The organism is Bacillus sp. BC05(2025) (assembly GCF_056725905.1).
Genome location: NZ_JBWYRA010000002.1, coordinates 72290 through 88979, shown reverse-complemented (window position 1 = coordinate 88979; position 16690 = coordinate 72290). Strand labels below are relative to the sequence as shown.

At 34.5% G+C, this 16690-nt stretch carries 19 protein-coding genes; 17 read left to right on the top strand and 2 right to left on the bottom strand.

The window, feature by feature from the left end; all coding sequences use genetic code 11:
• The first annotated feature begins 27 nt into the window (after positions 1-27).
• The 3 genes from ACZ76X_RS06275 to ACZ76X_RS06265 are packed head-to-tail and all read left to right on the top strand — an operon-like array spanning position 28 to position 3797.
• On the top strand, positions 28-1671 hold the full coding sequence (locus tag ACZ76X_RS06275; protein WP_479849942.1) for a flagellar motor switch protein: 1644 nt from the start codon (positions 28-30) through the stop codon (positions 1669-1671).
• A 29-nt stretch (positions 1672-1700) separates the two neighbouring features.
• Positions 1701-3053, top strand: coding sequence for a transglycosylase (locus tag ACZ76X_RS06270; RefSeq protein ID WP_479849941.1), 1353 nt, complete (start codon positions 1701-1703; stop codon positions 3051-3053).
• A gap of 27 nt (positions 3054-3080) precedes the next feature.
• Positions 3081-3797, top strand: a complete 717-nt coding sequence (locus ACZ76X_RS06265; protein WP_479849940.1) for a hypothetical protein — start codon at positions 3081-3083, stop codon at positions 3795-3797.
• A 33-nt stretch (positions 3798-3830) separates the two neighbouring features.
• Here ACZ76X_RS06265 and cheR read toward each other — a convergent pair whose 3' ends face one another.
• Together cheR and ACZ76X_RS06255 are read right to left on the bottom strand one after the other, a co-directional pair.
• The gene (gene cheR, locus ACZ76X_RS06260) at positions 3831-4613 is read right to left on the bottom strand and encodes a protein-glutamate O-methyltransferase CheR (protein ID WP_263704240.1); all 783 of its coding nucleotides are present in this window, start codon (positions 4611-4613) and stop codon (positions 3831-3833) included.
• Between the two features lie 39 nt (positions 4614-4652).
• Positions 4653-5150: a hypothetical protein gene (locus tag ACZ76X_RS06255; RefSeq protein ID WP_001020094.1), complete on the bottom strand. Its 498-nt coding sequence runs from the start codon at positions 5148-5150 to the stop codon at positions 4653-4655.
• A gap of 147 nt (positions 5151-5297) precedes the next feature.
• Between ACZ76X_RS06255 and ACZ76X_RS06250 the strand changes: the two genes are divergently transcribed.
• The 14 genes from ACZ76X_RS06250 to fliI all read left to right on the top strand — a co-directional run bounded on the left by ACZ76X_RS06250 (position 5298) and on the right by fliI (position 16600).
• A complete protein-coding gene (locus ACZ76X_RS06250) occupies positions 5298-5762 on the top strand; it encodes a YaaR family protein (protein WP_000946323.1) in 465 nt (154 codons plus the stop codon).
• Positions 5763-5778: 16 nt separating this feature from the next.
• Positions 5779-6231, top strand: coding sequence for a hypothetical protein (locus ACZ76X_RS06245; protein ID WP_479849939.1), 453 nt, complete (start codon positions 5779-5781; stop codon positions 6229-6231).
• A gap of 17 nt (positions 6232-6248) precedes the next feature.
• Positions 6249-7547, top strand: coding sequence for a flagellar hook-associated protein FlgK (gene flgK, locus ACZ76X_RS06240; RefSeq protein WP_479849938.1), 1299 nt, complete (start codon positions 6249-6251; stop codon positions 7545-7547).
• Positions 7548-7588: 41 nt separating this feature from the next.
• Positions 7589-8452, top strand: coding sequence for a flagellar hook-associated protein 3 (locus tag ACZ76X_RS06235; RefSeq protein ID WP_479849937.1), 864 nt, complete (start codon positions 7589-7591; stop codon positions 8450-8452).
• A 21-nt stretch (positions 8453-8473) separates the two neighbouring features.
• On the top strand, positions 8474-9835 hold the full coding sequence (locus ACZ76X_RS06230) for a flagellar hook-associated protein 2 (RefSeq protein ID WP_479849936.1): 1362 nt from the start codon (positions 8474-8476) through the stop codon (positions 9833-9835).
• Between the two features lie 22 nt (positions 9836-9857).
• Positions 9858-10226: a flagellar export chaperone FliS gene (locus ACZ76X_RS06225; protein WP_479849935.1), complete on the top strand. Its 369-nt coding sequence runs from the start codon at positions 9858-9860 to the stop codon at positions 10224-10226.
• A complete protein-coding gene (locus ACZ76X_RS06220; RefSeq protein WP_263704639.1) occupies positions 10216-10488 on the top strand; it encodes a flagellar biosynthesis protein FlgG in 273 nt (90 codons plus the stop codon). Before ACZ76X_RS06225 ends, ACZ76X_RS06220 begins: the two co-directional genes overlap by 11 nt.
• A gap of 359 nt (positions 10489-10847) precedes the next feature.
• Positions 10848-11264, top strand: coding sequence for a flagellar basal body rod protein FlgB (flgB, locus tag ACZ76X_RS06215; protein WP_412175350.1), 417 nt, complete (start codon positions 10848-10850; stop codon positions 11262-11264).
• 20 nt (positions 11265-11284) lie between these two features.
• Complete coding sequence (flgC, locus tag ACZ76X_RS06210; RefSeq protein ID WP_263704006.1) at positions 11285-11698, top strand: flagellar basal body rod protein FlgC; 414 nt, start codon at positions 11285-11287, stop codon at positions 11696-11698.
• Positions 11699-11714: 16 nt separating this feature from the next.
• Positions 11715-12014, top strand: a complete 300-nt coding sequence (gene fliE, locus ACZ76X_RS06205; protein ID WP_000701682.1) for a flagellar hook-basal body complex protein FliE — start codon at positions 11715-11717, stop codon at positions 12012-12014.
• A gap of 22 nt (positions 12015-12036) precedes the next feature.
• Positions 12037-13611, top strand: coding sequence for a flagellar M-ring protein FliF C-terminal domain-containing protein (locus tag ACZ76X_RS06200; protein WP_479849934.1), 1575 nt, complete (start codon positions 12037-12039; stop codon positions 13609-13611).
• A gap of 13 nt (positions 13612-13624) precedes the next feature.
• The gene (locus tag ACZ76X_RS06195) at positions 13625-14629 is read left to right on the top strand and encodes a flagellar motor switch protein FliG (protein ID WP_000883361.1); all 1005 of its coding nucleotides are present in this window, start codon (positions 13625-13627) and stop codon (positions 14627-14629) included.
• Positions 14616-15299: a FliH/SctL family protein gene (locus ACZ76X_RS06190; RefSeq protein ID WP_479849933.1), complete on the top strand. Its 684-nt coding sequence runs from the start codon at positions 14616-14618 to the stop codon at positions 15297-15299. Before ACZ76X_RS06195 ends, ACZ76X_RS06190 begins: the two co-directional genes overlap by 14 nt.
• Entirely contained in the window at positions 15296-16600 is a 1305-nt protein-coding gene (fliI, locus tag ACZ76X_RS06185) for a flagellar protein export ATPase FliI (RefSeq protein ID WP_263704009.1), read from the top strand. The genes ACZ76X_RS06190 and fliI overlap by 4 nt, the downstream gene beginning before the upstream one ends.
• Positions 16601-16690: the final 90 nt, after the last annotated feature.

The window sequence follows — 16690 nt, the reverse complement described above, 5'->3', positions numbered from 1 at the left end:
AAAAACAGAAATGAGGAGGCAGAGAAAATGCCTGAGCAACACACAAAAGGGGATACGAGCACAATTGTGCTAGAAAAAGAAAATGAGCATTTAACGCCTCAAGAATGCGATATTCTTGGCGAAATTGCAAATATATCATTTGGTTCAGCTTCGACTGTATTATCAACAATCTTAAATAGGCAAGTAAGCATTACTGCTCCTCGCATCGAATTGGTAGATTTATATGATTCAAGCGACGTCGAAGTTCCACACGTTGTACTAAACATTCATTTTACAAAAGGATTAGATATGGAAAACCTTCTTGTCCTTAAGCAAGATGTTGCATTATCCATTGCTGATTTAATGATGATGGGAACAGGTGAAGTGGAGGACGGAAAAGAACTTGGTGAATTAGAGCTAAGTGCTGTACAAGAAGCGATGAATCAAATGATGGGGTTCGCAGCTACATCTATGTCTGAATTCTTCCAAGATACAGTAGATATGTCTCCGCCGACAATTAAAGTTGTAAAGTTATCAGAAGAAATGGAGAAAATCTCTGAAATCGATGGGAATCATACGATTGTTAAAGTATCGTTTGATTTAAAGATAGATAATCTTGTGAATTCTAAACTTGTGCAAATTGTTTCAGTTGAACATGCGAAACAAATGGTAAATAAATTAATGCAATTATCTGGTGACGTAGAAGAGCAAGACGAGCCAGCAGAAGTAGTGGAAACTGAGATTGTAGAAGAACAAGTTGAAAAAGAACATTTAACACAAGAAGAGAAGGATGTCCTTGGTGAAATTGCAAATATTTCAATTGGTTCCGCTTCAACAGTATTGTCAACGCTTTTAAATCAGCCAGTTTCAATTAGTACACCAAATGTAGAAGCAATCAATGTTCGTCATTATGACGGAGTACCAGTCCCGTTTGTTATTTTAAATGTTGATTTTGTTGAAGGACTAAAGAATGAGAATGTATTCGTATTTACGAAAGATGTCGCTTTAACAATGGTAGATTTAATGATGATGGGAACAGGGGAAGTTGATTCAGAGAAAGAACTTAGTGAATTAGAACTGAGCGGTATTAAAGAGATTATGAACCAAATGATGGGGCATGCTGCGACGGCGATGTCAGAAATGTTCCAAGAAAAAATGGACATGACACCACCAAATGTTAAATTCGTAACCTTAAAAGAAGAAATGGAATATTTGGGAGAGTCAATGGAAGTGGACGAACTCGTTCAAATTACGTTCAACCTTGAAATTGGCGACCTGCTTCAATCAAAAATGTATCAAATTTTACCGATTTCAGAAGCGAAAGAAATGGTAAGAAGACTTCTATATCCAATGGTGGAAGAGGAAGAAGAGATTGTTACGGAAGAAATTGAAGAAGAAAAAGTTGTAGAACCTGTTGTGCAACCTATTGAATTTAAAGAAGTAAAACAAATGGAACCAGTATACATGGACACATCCATTTTGCAAAATGTGGAAATGAATGTTAAGTTTGTATTTGGAAGCACAGTGAAAACAATTCAAGATATTTTAAGTTTACAAGAGAATGAAGCGGTTGTGCTAGATGAAGATATTGACGAACCAATTCGTATTTATGTAAATGATGTATTGGTGGCGTATGGTGAACTTGTAAATGTAGATGGATTTTTCGGAGTAAAAGTAACGAAATCGCTATAAGTCGTTGAAATAGGAGTTTGAGCTAGTAGATGAAAAACGTAAAGTTTTTTCTAATGAGCTGGTTATTCATACATGTGTGTCTGTTCTTCCCCTTGCAAAGTCAGGCGGAAGAACAACTTGAGCCAGATCAAAAATTAAATGAAATCAATGTGCAAGAAGAAAACAAAGAAGTTCAAGAGCAGCCAGAGCAAGTGGAAGTGAATCAAGGTAAAGAGGAACAACAAGAAGCAAAAAATGAACAAGAGACCCAAAAAAAGATAGAGACGGATCAAGGGATTATTACAGTAAATAAGCCGGAATTAAAAGTTGGCGAAGAAGTGCTGGTTATTGTAGAGCCGAAAGAGAAAAATGTTCAAAGTATAAAAGGTATTTTGTGCTTGCCCAAAAATGGCAATCAGTATGAACAAGAAAGAGTGCTATCGTTTAAGTATGAAGAGAAAACGAAGCGATGGATTGCTAACTACAAGGTCGAGACTTTTGATTTGCAAGGTGATTGGAACCTTCAGCTCGTTCAAAGTTACAAAGAAAATGAAAAAGAAGAGCTCGTAGAAAATGAAGTGAAGGTCCCGCTCATTCGTATAAATAATGAAATGCCAACAATAGATAAAGAGATGCCGAAGTTGCATAAGGTTACTATCGACGAGGCGAAGGAGAACGTAATCGAACGAAAACAAGGCGATTCTATACGTGTAAGAGTGAAGGCGGCGGACGTGGAATCGGTTGTGAAAGAAGTTCGTGTTACATTAAAAGGAAAAGAAAATAAAGAGATTACATTTTTATTAGATTACAATAAGCGAGATATGGATTGGCAAAAAGTACTTGAAATAACGGATGCGTTGCCAATTGGCTCATACGAATTACTTGTAGAGATAGTGGATGCGGCCGGCAATAAACTGGTTGAGGAAAGCGAGTATATCGTTTCTGTTTTGGAGCAAAAACAAGAAGAGGATAAAAAGGTAGAAGAACGAGAGAATGAAGATAAATTAGAGGATAAATTAGAAGATAAGAAAGAAACTGAGAAGCAGGAAGACTTGAAAGTAGAAATCCCGCTTCAGGAAGAAAAACCACCAGTTGTTCAACTTCCAAAAAAAGAAGAGAAAGTAAAAGATCTTATAAAAGAACCATTGAAAGAGAAAGAAAAAATTACCTATGTTATAAAAGAGCCTCTCACAGACAACAAGGAAGTAAATAAAACGAAGGCTCAAAAAGATAAAGATAATAACAATCAAGTCATTTCGAAAAAGAAAGAGAAAAAAGAAGAGCCGGAAGAGAAGAAAGAAGCGAAAAGTGACCAAGGAATACAAGCTTCTAATGTATTTGCTATTATGTCTGGTTTATTCGTATTGTTTTTAGTTTTAAAAAGTAATAAAGAATGGGGCTAATAATTTTATAGTAGTGGAGGCGCTTAGATGGAGATTAAACGTACGACAATTGAAAATAAGACGCTACAACCATTAAAACAGCCTGCAGCTATTTCGGAACATGAAATCCAGAAAGAACGCAAGCATAGCGATCTAGTGTTTACTGGACAGTCTAAGATTATTTCGAAGAATAATGAAATAGGGATTTTACTTGCGAGTTTAGGTGATGGAAAGGTTATGAAGGAAATGCTTTCTAAAGAGATGGATACAGTATTACAACTCTTTAAAAAGTTACATACGTTATCTGAAGAAGGAAAGCAAACAGAAAAAATATTTGAACAGGTAATGAGAAGCTTGCAAGGGCTTGTGAAACAGGCGCATATAAAAGAACTTTCTTTGTTAGATGGAACGTATGATTTCGCAGAAGTACAACTATCATTTGGTAGAAAGATACATATTCCATTATTAGATGTAAGTGCACTCCTCTCTAGCGTGGAAAGTGATTCTTCAGAAGGAAATATAAATTTAATGGTAACAGTTATTACTGCTTACATAACGAAATTGTCTAACGAAACCATTTTAATTAGCGTTACAGATCGCACTGCTAAAGAGCGGGATGTAAGCGTATGGAGAGCACTTGCAGAAATGAATATGACACAATTATCACAGGCTTTGAAACATACGATGCAAGAACATAAATGGTCTATGACGTTTCTTTTTCTCTTTGTATGGATTGTTGCTATTATTTTAATTCGAGTTATATAAAAAGGTCGTCACTTTACGTTGTGACGACCTCTTTTATATTTTTTCGTAGAAGAATGTATCGAAGCGCTGAAGATTATAACGTTCAGGTGTTAAAATTTGTTCAGTACTACCAACAAATAATACGCCGCCTTTTCGTAAAGCACGACTAAACTTTTCATAAAGTTTTACCCTTGCTTCTTCAGTAAAGTATATCATTACGTTGCGACAAATGATTAAATCGTAATTTGTATCGAACGACTGCATTAACAGGTCATGCTGCTTGAATGTCACGTTTTGCTTAATGCTTTGATGTAATGAATATATATCATTCTCTTTTGTGAAATGACGCTCTTTTAAATCAGTAGGTAATTCTTTTAAAGAACGTTCTGTATATTGACCGCGTTTTGCAGTTTCTAAAATGTGAAAATCAAGATCTGTTGCTTGTATTTCAAAACGAAATGGAGCTAAATGTTTCGATAAAATTAAAGAGAGTGTATATGGTTCTTCACCGGCAGCGCAAGCGGCACTCCATACTTTTAATTTTCCGTTATTTTGTGCTAGTAATTTTGGTAGTGCTTTCGTCTCTAGCGTTTGCCAACGTTCTTTATTTCTAAAAAACTCTGAAACGTTAATTGTAATATAGTCGATAAAACTTAAAAATAAATTTTGATCGGTACGTAAATTGCTTAGAAAACTAGTGTAGTTCACAAAGCCCTTTCTCGAAATAAAAGCATCGATTCTACGACGCATTCTATCTTGTTTATATGAAGCGATATCCATATTGAATTGTTGTTTAAAACTCGCGATAAAATGATCATAATCTTGTTCAATTATCATATTTATAATAGGCACAATAACGATATTGTGCCTCCCCCTTTACATCATACGGATTTTTTGTTCAAAGTTTTTTTTCATTTGTTTTTCATGTAAACCTGGTAAATCATAAATAACAGCATCAATTCCTGCTTCTTTTGCAACGTCAACGGGAATGACAGATGTATGCTTGTCCCCATTATAAAAACAGAGAACTAAATCGGTATCTTCGATTATTTGTTTTACAAAAAACATATAATCTGATCGGTAAATGGAGTCGGAAGGATGATCAAAAGCGACATACTCGGCTCCGTGTTTTTTTAAGTAATCAACGACCTCTTGGAATTCATCTGTTAATGCTTGTAACGGCTGTAGCGTGTAAAGGCATAAATTTTGAGCGAGTCTTTCGTTTTCGATGAAAAAACGAAGAATCTCATTTTCGATAGATTTATAACATAATATGTAAATTTTATGTTTGTGAGCATAGTCAGTTAAAAATTTTTTTATTTCTTCCTGATCTAATGCTGTTAATTGATTTGAACCACAAAGAAAAATATTCATAGATTTGTGCCACCTCATGCTAAATTGTAACATATCTTTTATAAAAAATAACTGCAAAATGTTAGTGTTCAGAGTATAATTATAAATAACTGGATTTTACGATTAAGTTTAGGAAGAAATAAAAAAATAAATAAATAGGTGATATATATGCTGCGTTCGATCTCGCATAATCCAATTTTATCGCATATACCGCCTGCTACTCAAATGCCGAAAGAAGCAAATGTCAGGACAGGACTTGCATTTTCGGATAATTTGCATGCAGATCCGAAAAAAGATAAATTGCTAGAACAAATGGAAGCATTTGTCGATAACATTGGAGAAATTAAAGAGAAAATTGAAATGGAATTAACGCTTGATAACGTAATGGAATACAAAAATACAGTAAAATCATTTTTGAATTTTTACGTAGATAATGTATTGCAATATAAAGATGTCATGTCTCGTCATCCGCGTTACGGATATTCACAGAAAATGACGATTGTGAAACAGGCGGAAATGGGATTAAATGAGTTAGAAGATGTTATGAATTTAATTAATACGAAAACGGGACATTTAGAAATGTTAAATCAGATTGGAGAAATCCACGGTTTAATTGTAAATTTAGTCTTGTAAAAGGGAAGGAAGCTATATGTACATACAATTATATGAAAAGCTCGTTATTATTCAAAAAGCATATGAAAACATTCAAACGCTTGGAAAACAAATATATGAGAATTTAAAACATAAAAATGTAAATGCAGTTCAAAAGTTACAAGTAGAGCAATTGCAGTACATTGATGGTTTAAAAAAGTTATCAAGCTCGTTTGAAGAAATGGTTGTTCAGTTTTGTAAAGAAAAGGGAATTGAACCGTTTCGCGTAAGTGCATTATTTTCGCATTTTTCTAACGAAGAAATTGAAAAAATGGAAGAATTACAAAAAAATGTAGCTAAATTAGAAGAGAATGTAAAAATGATTCTTTTGAAAAATCAATATTACTTAAACGTACTATTAAAAACTACAGAAAGTATTGTGGATTCCGTTTCTGAATATAATTTAGAACGAAACAATAATTCACAAATCTTTATGAACGAACTATTGTAAAGGGGAAGTGAAATATTATGAGACTATCTGATTATAATACGCCGCTATCGGGTTTGTTAGCGGCACAAATGGGATTACAAGCGACGAAACAAAATTTATCAAACATTCATACGCCTGGTTATGTGCGTCAAATGGTGAATTACGGATCGGCTGGAGCAAGTCATGGCTATTCACCGGAACAAAAAATAGGTTACGGTGTACAAACGTTAGGCGTTGATCGTATTACAGATGAAGTGAAGACGAAACAGTTTAACGATCAATTATCTCAACTCTCTTACTACAACTACATGAATTCGACTTTATCACGTGTAGAGTCTATGGCTGGAACGACAGGAAAGAATTCATTATCTAGTTTAATGGATGGCTTCTTTAATGCTTTTCGTGAAGTTGCAAAGAATCCAGAACAACCAAATTACTACGATACATTAATTTCTGAAACTGGGAAGTTTACAAGTCAAGTAAATCGTCTGGCGAAAAGCTTAGATACAGCAGAAGCACAAACGACAGAAGATATTGGAGCGCATGTCAATGAATTTAATCGTCTTGCTGCTAGTTTAGCGGAAGCGAATAAAAAAATTGGACAAGCAGGTACACAAGTACCAAATCAGCTTTTAGATGAACGTGATCGTATCATTACAGAAATGTCTAAGTATGCAAATATAGAAGTGTCTTATGAATCTATGAATCCTAATATCGCGAGTGTTAGAATGAATGGTGTTTTAACAGTAAATGGACAAGATACATATCCACTTCAATTAAATAAAGAAAAAGAACCAATGTCAGTTGAGATTTATGGTTCGGAAATTCCCTTAGCTAGTGGAGCGATCCAATCAGCAATCGATACGAAAGCAAAGATTGCTAGTTATAAGAAAAACCTTGAAGAATTAATGGGTTCTGTAAAGAATGAAGTGAACACAGTAATGGGGAAAGAGTTCTTCGTTGGAGATCAAGCGAAAGATATGAAATTAAACCCGGAATTTGCAAAAGATGTTTCGAAAATGAAAATATCAGCTGAAACAGCAAATAAACTAGCAGCGATTACAGATGGAGATTATAAAGAAGGTCTTTCTTATAAACAAGCATTAGACCAATTCGTAGTTGGTATTGCATCTGATAAAAGTGCAGTGAATGCATATCAAAAAATTCATGGGGATTTATTAGAGGGGATTCAGGAAGAAAAGATGGGTGTCGAAGGCGTTAATATGGAAGAGGAAATGGTTAATTTAATGGCCTTCCAAAAATATTTCGTTGCAAACTCTAAAGCAATTACTACGATGAATGAAGTGTTTGATAGTTTGTTTTCGATTATTCGATAAATGATAGTAATTGATTGGAAATATATAAGGAGGAGATAAAAATGAGAGTATCTACATTTCAAAATGCAAGCTGGGCAAAGAATCAGTTAATGGATTTGAATGTGCAACAACAATACCATCGAAATCAAGTAACTTCAGGGAAGAAAAACCTTCTTATGAGTGAAGATCCACTTGCAGCAAGTAAATCATTTGCAATTCAACATTCTTTGGCGAATATTGAACAAATGCAAAAAGATATAGCGGATTCGAAAAATGTATTAACACAAACTGAAAATACTTTACAAGGTGTTTTGAAATCTCTAACAAGAGCAGATCAATTAACAGTACAAGCATTAAGTGAGCAAAATGGTGAAAAAGAACTGAAAGCAATCGGTGCAGAGATTGATCAAATTTTAAAACAAGTTGTATATTTAGCGAATACGAAAGAGCAAGGCCGTTATATTTTCGGTGGTGATAGTGCAGAGAAGCCACCATTTACAGAAGATGGTACATATCAAGGTGGACAAAATGATGTGAACTGGCAACTCAATGACGGTTATGAATTCAAAGCGTTCCGTAACGGAGAAGCGTTATTATCACCGGTTATAAAAACGTTAAAACAGATGAGCGAAGCGATGCAAAATGGTGACCAAAAAGCATTACAACCGTTATTAGGAGAAAATAAGAAAAACTTAGATGGCATCATTAACCGTACAACTGAAGTTGGCTCAACAATGAACACAATGGAGACATTTAAAACAATTTTAAGCGAGCAAAACCTAGCGCTTCAAGAAAACCGTAAAGAAATTGAAGATGTCGATTTAGCGGTCGCAATTTCTGACTTAGCATATATAAATGCAACGTATGAAGCAACGCTTAAAGCAGTTAGTACGATGAGTAAAACGAGCATTTTAGATTATATGTAAACGAATAAGGAGTGATACAACATGGCAGGAACATTAACAGGTATTGGCGGTAGACAACAAATTTGGAACCTCGGAAATAATATGATTGATACTTCTAATCTCGTAGAATTAGAATTGCAAGCATTAAATATGAAAAAAACACCGTATACAACGGAAAAACAACAACTTACACAAGATAAACAATTATACACAAGTTTAAAAAAAGAATTTAGTTCTTTTACACAAACATTTAAAGACTTAGCGTTATTTAAAGGGAATGAAAAAAAAGTTACAACAACACAGGACGGCTATATTAATGTAATAGCTGATGGCGGAGCAATTTCAGGAACATTCAATATGACAATTAAGCAACTTGCGCAACGTCATCAAATTGCTTCAAATGATATTAAAATTGATGAAAAATTACCTGCAGAAGAAACGCTGGAAATTAACGGGAAACCACTTAAAGTAACAACGGATATGACTTATAAGGACTTAATTAATAAAATTAATGATGGTGATTATGGTGTTTCTGCATATACGCTTGGTGGCAAAGTATTTATGTCTGCTAAAAAAGAGGGAATGGGAGGCGAAATTAAGTTTACAAGTGAAAAATCTGATTTGTTCCAAAAAATGGGCTTATCTACAGTGGATGGTAAAGCGATGAACGTCGTTAATGAGGCACAGGATGCAATATACAGTATTAATGGCATTGAAGGAGAAAGTGCTAGTAATACAATTGAAACACTCCCTGGTGTAAAAGTGGAGTTATTAAAAGTAACTGAATCGAAGGTATCGGACGGTGGAACTGGTACAGAAACAAAAGGAATAGATTTAAAATTTACAGTAAGTGATTCAAACGTAACAGACGCATCCAACCTTATTAAAAAAATGGTGGCAGATTATAATAAAGCGGTTTCTACAGTAGATCTTTTTGCTGGAAAAGATGGAGCCTTCCAGGGACAAGTAATTATGCAAAGTATACGTCAAGTAATGAATAGTGTTGTAACATTTTCTCAAGATGATAATTATTTATTTACTTTTGGTATCCAAATAAAGCAGGATGGGACATTAGAAGTCGATGATGAAACTCTAACAAAGGCATTAAAAGAAAAGCCAGATACAGCTAAACAGTTTTTCTTTAGCTCAAATGGCTTAGGAAAAATGATGGAAGCCCCGCTTGAAAAGCTTTTCGGTGATAAAGGTGTCGTTGGGGAACGAGTAAAGAGTATAGATTCGCGTGTAAGTGATTTAGATAGAAAAATTAGCGATATTGATATGCAAAATAAACAAAAACAAGATGAAATTGTGAAGAAATATCAAAAGCTAGAAAGTACATTAGCAGCCCTAGATAGCCAATTAAAAACAATTAAAGCAATGACAAAACAAAAAAGTGATGATTAATGAAAGGTAAGGAAGTGATTGTATGCAAGCATGGCAACGTTATATGCAAAATGATATTATGACGAGTAATCCAATTAAAAATACAATTTTTATTTATGAAAGATGCATTGTAGAATTTCGTAATTTAGAAGAACTTTTACATGCTTTTAAACTACAAGAAGGAGATGCACTTCTTGAAAAGTTAGAACGTATTTTTGAAGAATTGAAGCTTCAATTAAATCCTGAAATTACGAAAGATTTATATGATAGTTTATATGGCTTATATGATTGGATTAGCATTCAAATTCAAACGATGAAAGTAACACGTGAAGCAAAAGACATTGATACGATTGTGAAAGTGTTACAAGATTTAATAGACGGTTACCGCGGAGCACTTGAAAATGAACAATGATATTTATCGGACGTTTGTCGGCTGTTTTAATGAAATCGGTGAATTGCAAGTGTCGGATGGAGAGTTTGCTGAGAAGAGTGAAATGTTAAATCGCTGGATGATGACATTGGATGAGGAAACGCGTGCGCAAGTTGCAGCGGAAGTAAGTCCATTTATTATTAAGGCGGCACAGCATATTCGAGATAAGCAAAAGATTTTAGAAGAAATGATTGTGACAAATGATGGGCGCATGAAAGCTAATTCATTTTACGGTAAATTTTAATGATAGAGTTTAGAAACGGGTTCCCCTTTTAAGAGGGGATCCATTCCTTTGTTTAAATAAAGACTTCCACTGATTGAGGTGTCATTTTATGGCTGTAATGAAAAAATTAGTAATCTAAATAATATAAAAATGAACTTTAGTTTGTCGATTATATATTGAAATGTTGCATAGATTATTATGTGTATACAGTTTTTTTGTATTCTTTTTTATATTTTTATATTTTTCTAAAGACAACAATGGAAAAATGGAATAAAATATGTAAGGGTACATGATTGTTAATATTTTAATAAACACATATAAGAAAATAAATAATGAAATGAAACTTCCATCAGTGGAATCATGAAATTAGAAAAGAAAGGGTGTGGAATATGCCAGATTTAGTGAGTGATGTAGGCCATTATATGAATTATTTAGTGACAAAACGAAATACTGTTTCTAGTAATATTGCAAATGCGAATACACCCGGCTATAAAGCACAAGATGTAACATTTGCTGAGCAAATGAATAAAAGTAGTGCATTATATAAGAACAATGCTGCAGATTTAAACAGTAATCCAAATTTATATCAAACGAATGAAATGCATTTACCGACAGTAAATACGAAAAATACATATGCAAAGATTCAAACAAAATCAATGCAAACGAATAAAGATGGAAATAGTGTGGATGTAACGACAGAAATGCTAGATTTAATGAAAGCAAATCAGTTATACGGTATTTCAATTAACGCGATTAATACACAATATGCAATTAACCAAGCGGCACGCGGACGTTAATAGTAGAAGGAGAGACAATGATGTTTCAGGCAATTAATGCAAGTGGCTCAGGGCTAACGACAGCGAGAAAGTGGATGGAAGTTACTTCTAACAATATTGTAAATGCAAATACAACGGCGGCTCCGGGGGCAGATTTATATGAGCGCCGTAGTGTAGTACTTGAATCAAATAATAGTTTTGCCAATATGTTAGACAGTGCACCGACTAACGGAGTGAAAATAAAAAGTATTGAAGCAGATAAAACTGAAAACTTAGTGTATGATCCAACACATCCGCATGCAAATGAAGAAGGATATGTACGTTATCCAAATATTGATGTGACTGCTGAAATGACGAATGTAATGGTTGCCCAAAAAATGTACGAAGCAAATACAAGTGTATTAAATGCGAATAAAAAAATGCTTGATAAAGATTTAGAAATCGGCCGAGGATAAGGGGGAATATAGTAATATGAAAATCCAACCAATGTTAAATACGCAACCATTTGGAGCAATTCAGTCAATTGGTGCACCGAAAACTTCTCAAACATCAGTAGTTGAGGGGAAAAAGTTTATCGATTTATTGGAAGATATGAATCAAACACAAAACAATGCGCAAACAGCAGTATATGATTTACTAACTAAAGGGGTAGGAGAAACGCATGACGTTTTAATTCAGCAGAAGAAGGCTGAGTCTCAAATGAAAACGGCTGCCCTCGTACGTGATAATCTTATCGAAAATTATAAGTCACTAATTAATATGCAAATTTAGGAAAGTGGACGGGTGTGTTTAAATGGAAAAGATGAAAAATGTTATCCAATCGTTAAAAACGTGGCATAAGTTAGTAATCGGTGCTGCGCTTTTAGCGATTGTAACAGGAGCACTTTTATACTTCACCTTGCCAGATAAATATGTTGTTGTATATCAAAATTTAAATGATGCAGATAAGCAAGAGATTACAGCAGAATTATCGAAGTTAGGTGTCGATTATCAATTAGCGACCGATGGTTCGATTCGTGTACAAAAGAATGATGCTCCATGGGTTCGAAAAGAAATGAATGGAATGGGATTACCGTTTAATTCTAAAAGCGGTGAGGAAATTTTATTAGAAAGCTCGCTCGGTTCAAGTGAGCAAGATAAAAAAATGAAACAAATTGTCGGTACGAAAAAGCAATTGGAGCAAGATATCGTAAGAAATTTTGCGACAGTTGAAACGGCGAATGTTCAAATTACATTACCTGAAAAAGAGACAATTTTTGATGAAGAAAAAGCAAAAGGAACAGCTGCGATTACGGTTGGAGTGAAGCGTGGTCAATTATTAACTGCTGATCAAGTTGCGGGTATACAGCAAATGATTAGTGCAGCAGTTCCTGGCGTGAAAGCAGAAGAAGTAAGTGTGATTGATAGTAAAAAAGGTGTAATCTCAAAAGGGGCAGATGAAGCGCATTCTACTACTTCCTCTTCTTATGAAAAAGAAGTAGAAATGCAGCATCAAATTGAAGGTAAATTAAAGCAAGATATTGATGCAACATTAATGACGATGTTTAAACCGAATGAATATAAAGTGAATACGAAAGTATCTGTAAACTATGATGAAGTTACACGTCAGTCAGAAAAATATGGTGATAAAGGTGTACTTCGTAGTAAACAAGAGCAAGAAGAAAGCTCTACTGCACAAGAAGGAGCAGAGACGAAGCAAGGCGCTGGTATTACAGCGAACGGCGAAGTACCAAACTACGGCACGAACAATAATCAAAATGGTAAAATCGTCTATGATAATAAAAATGGCAACAAAATTGAAAACTATGAAATAGATAAAACAGTTGAAACAATTAAGAAACACCCAGAATTAACGAAAACAAATGTTGTAGTATGGGTAGACAACGATACGTTAGTAAAACGAAAAATAGATATGACTACTTTCAAAGAAGCAATCGGCACAGCTGCTGGGCTTCAAGCTGATCCGAATGGAAACTTTACAAACGGTCAAGTTAACGTTGTAACTGTTCAGTTTGATCAGCCGAAAGAAGAGAAGAAGAAAGAACCAGAAGAAAGCGGCATAAACTGGTGGTTATTCGGTGGAATTCCAGCTGGTTTATTAGCGATTGGTGGTCTAGTATGGTTCTTATTAGCAAGACGTAAGAGAAAGAAAGAAGAAGAGGAATATGAAGAATACTTAGCAGAAGAGGAAATTGCTGCAAGTAATGAAAGTATTATGGAAATTCCTGAAGAGAAAATAGTACCAGAGCCAAAACCAGAACCAGAAGAACCGAAAGAACCGACGCTAGATGAACAAGTGCAGGATGCTACGAAAGAACATGTAGAAGGAACTGCAAAAGTAATTAAAAAATGGTTAAATGGACAGTAAGGGAGGAACAACGATGTTAGATGAAATCTCCTCCAAAGAAAAAGCTGCCATCCTTATTCGTACATTAGAAGAAGGGGTGGCAGCAAAAGTCATTGAATATATGACGGCTGAGGAAAAAGAAGTATTACTTCGTGAAATCGCGAAGTTTCGTGTATATAAACCGGAAACGTTAGAAAATGTACTAGGGGAGTTCTTGTATGAATTAAATGTAAAAGAATTAAACCTAGTGACTCCAGATAAAGAATATATTCGTCGCATATTCAAAAATATGCCAGAAGACGAACTAGAAAAATTATTAGAAGATCTTTGGTATAACAAAGATAATCCATTTGAATTCTTAAATTCACTTACAGATTTAGAACCACTTCTTACTGTACTTAATGATGAATCGCCACAAACGATTGCGATTATCGCTTCGTATATTAAACCGCAGCTTGCTTCTCAATTAATTGAGAGATTACCAGATCATAAGCGAGTAGAAACGGTAATGGGGATTGCGAAGCTAGAGCAAGTAGATGGTGAATTAATAAATCAAATTGGGGATTTATTAAAATCAAAATTAAATAATATGGCCTTTAATGCAATTAATAAAACAGATGGCTTGAAAACAATAGTAAACATTTTAAATAACGTTTCACGAGGTGTTGAAAAAACAGTCTTTCAAAAGCTGGATGAAATGGATTATGAGTTATCTGAGAAAATTAAAGAAAACATGTTTGTATTTGAAGACTTACTCGGACTTGAAGATCTTGCACTTCGTCGTGTATTAGAAGAAATTACAGATAACGGTGTTATTGCGAAAGCACTTAAAATTGCAAAAGAAGAGATTAAAGAGAAATTATTTACATGTATGTCTTCAAACCGTAAAGAGATGATTCTAGAAGAATTAGATGGCTTAGGACCGCTTAAGATGACGGATGCTGAAAAGGCACAGCAAACGATTACAGGCACAGTGAAAAAGCTAGAGAAGGAAGGAAGAATTATCGTTCAAAGAGGTGAAGATGATGTCCTTATTTAAAAACAGAATTCCGAAGAATTCTGTTTCTTTTTCTGAAGAAACGTATGAATTACAATTTCCAAAACCAATACCAGTTCAAGTAGAAGAAATACAGGTGGACCATGAAGAGCTTCTTGCACAGCAACAATCATTACATACTGAACTGAATCAACTAAGGCAAGAACAACAAATGTTAGAACGAGAACGTCAGCAGTTATTACATGATCAAGAACAATTTCAAATGCATGTTCAGCAGCAGATGAAAGAGATAGAATCGGCACGTATACAGTTTCAAAAAGAGCAACAAGAAACAGCTTACGAATGGACGGAATTATTATGGGATCAATCTTTTCAACTAGCAGAAAAAATTGTGAATCAAGCAGTAGATACTAGATTGCTTGATGTGTTACCTATTTTAACTGGCATCGTTCAAACATTGCCTACTTCGTTTGAAAAATTAATCATTACAGTACACCCAGAAACATTTGAACGTATTCAAGAAGAGAAGGAAAATACGAAAGAGTATTGGTTACTACAATTAGTAGAATGGAAATATGATTTCTCCTTACAGTTCGGTGAATTTGTTCTAGAAGAAGAGAAAGAGTTCTTTGAATTTAAATTTGCACCTATATTTGCAAAACTTCGCCAAAAATGGGAAGAGGAGAAGTTATTCGAGGAGCAAAATGTATGAATCGACTATTAATGAATGAAAACCAAAAGTGGAATACATTTATTGAAACACCGTTTTATACGAAAGTCGGTAAAGTTCATAGTGTGCAAGAACAGTTTTTCGTAGCGAAAGGACCAAAGGCGAAAATTGGAGATGTTTGTTTTGTTGGAGAACATAATGTTTTATGTGAAGTGATTGCGATTGAAAAAGAAAACAATATGTTACTTCCATTTGAACAAACTGAAAAAGTATGTTACGGAGATTCAGTTACACTAATTGCAGAAGATGTTGTTATACCTCGTGGCAATCATTTACTCGGAAAAGTGTTAAGTGCAAATGGTGAAGTGTTAAATGAGGATGCAGAGAATATTCCATTACAAAAAATAAAACTAGATGCCCCGCCTATTCATGCATTTGAACGTGAAGAAATTACCGATGTATTTGAAACGGGAATCAAATCTATTGATTCCATGTTAACAATTGGCATCGGTCAAAAGATTGGTATCTTTGCAGGTTCTGGTGTTGGTAAATCTACTTTACTCGGAATGATTGCGAAAAACGCAAAAGCTGACATTAATGTTATTAGTTTAGTAGGAGAACGTGGCCGAGAAGTAAAAGACTTTATTCGAAAAGAATTAGGTGAAGAAGGAATGCGAAAAAGCGTCGTTGTTGTAGCGACGTCAGATGAAAGTCACCTAATGCAACTTCGTGCAGCGAAGCTTGCAACGTCTATTGCTGAATATTTCCGTGATCAAGGTAATAACGTACTACTTATGATGGACTCTGTTACTCGTTTTGCTGATGCGCGTAGAAGTGTTGATATTGCGGTTAAAGAGTTGCCGATCGGTGGTAAAACACTCTTAATGGAAAGTTATATGAAGAAACTGTTAGAGCGCTCTGGGAAAACACAAAAGGGATCTATAACAGGTATATATACAGTACTCGTCGATGGGGATGATTTAAACGGACCTGTACCAGATTTAGCTCGTGGTATTTTAGATGGGCATATTGTATTAAAGCGTGAACTTGCAACGCTCAGTCATTACCCTGCCATTTCAGTGCTAGATTCAGTAAGTAGGATTATGGAAGAAATCGTGTCATCTAACCATTGGCAACTTGCAAATGAAATGAGAAAAATCTTATCTGTTTATAAAGAAAATGAATTGTATTTTAAATTAGGGACGATTCAAGAAAATGCAGAAAATGCTTATATTTTTGAATGTAAAAACAAAGTAGAAGGTATAAATACGTTTTTAAAACAAGGTCGATCTGATAGTTTCCAATTTGCTGATATAGTTGAAGCGATGCACCATATCGTATAAGACCTCTGCCCAAGAGGTCTTATTTTTTTGTTTTTTAATATTTCACAGATTTTTTTGGGAAAAAACTATATAATAGAAAAAGAGAACGTT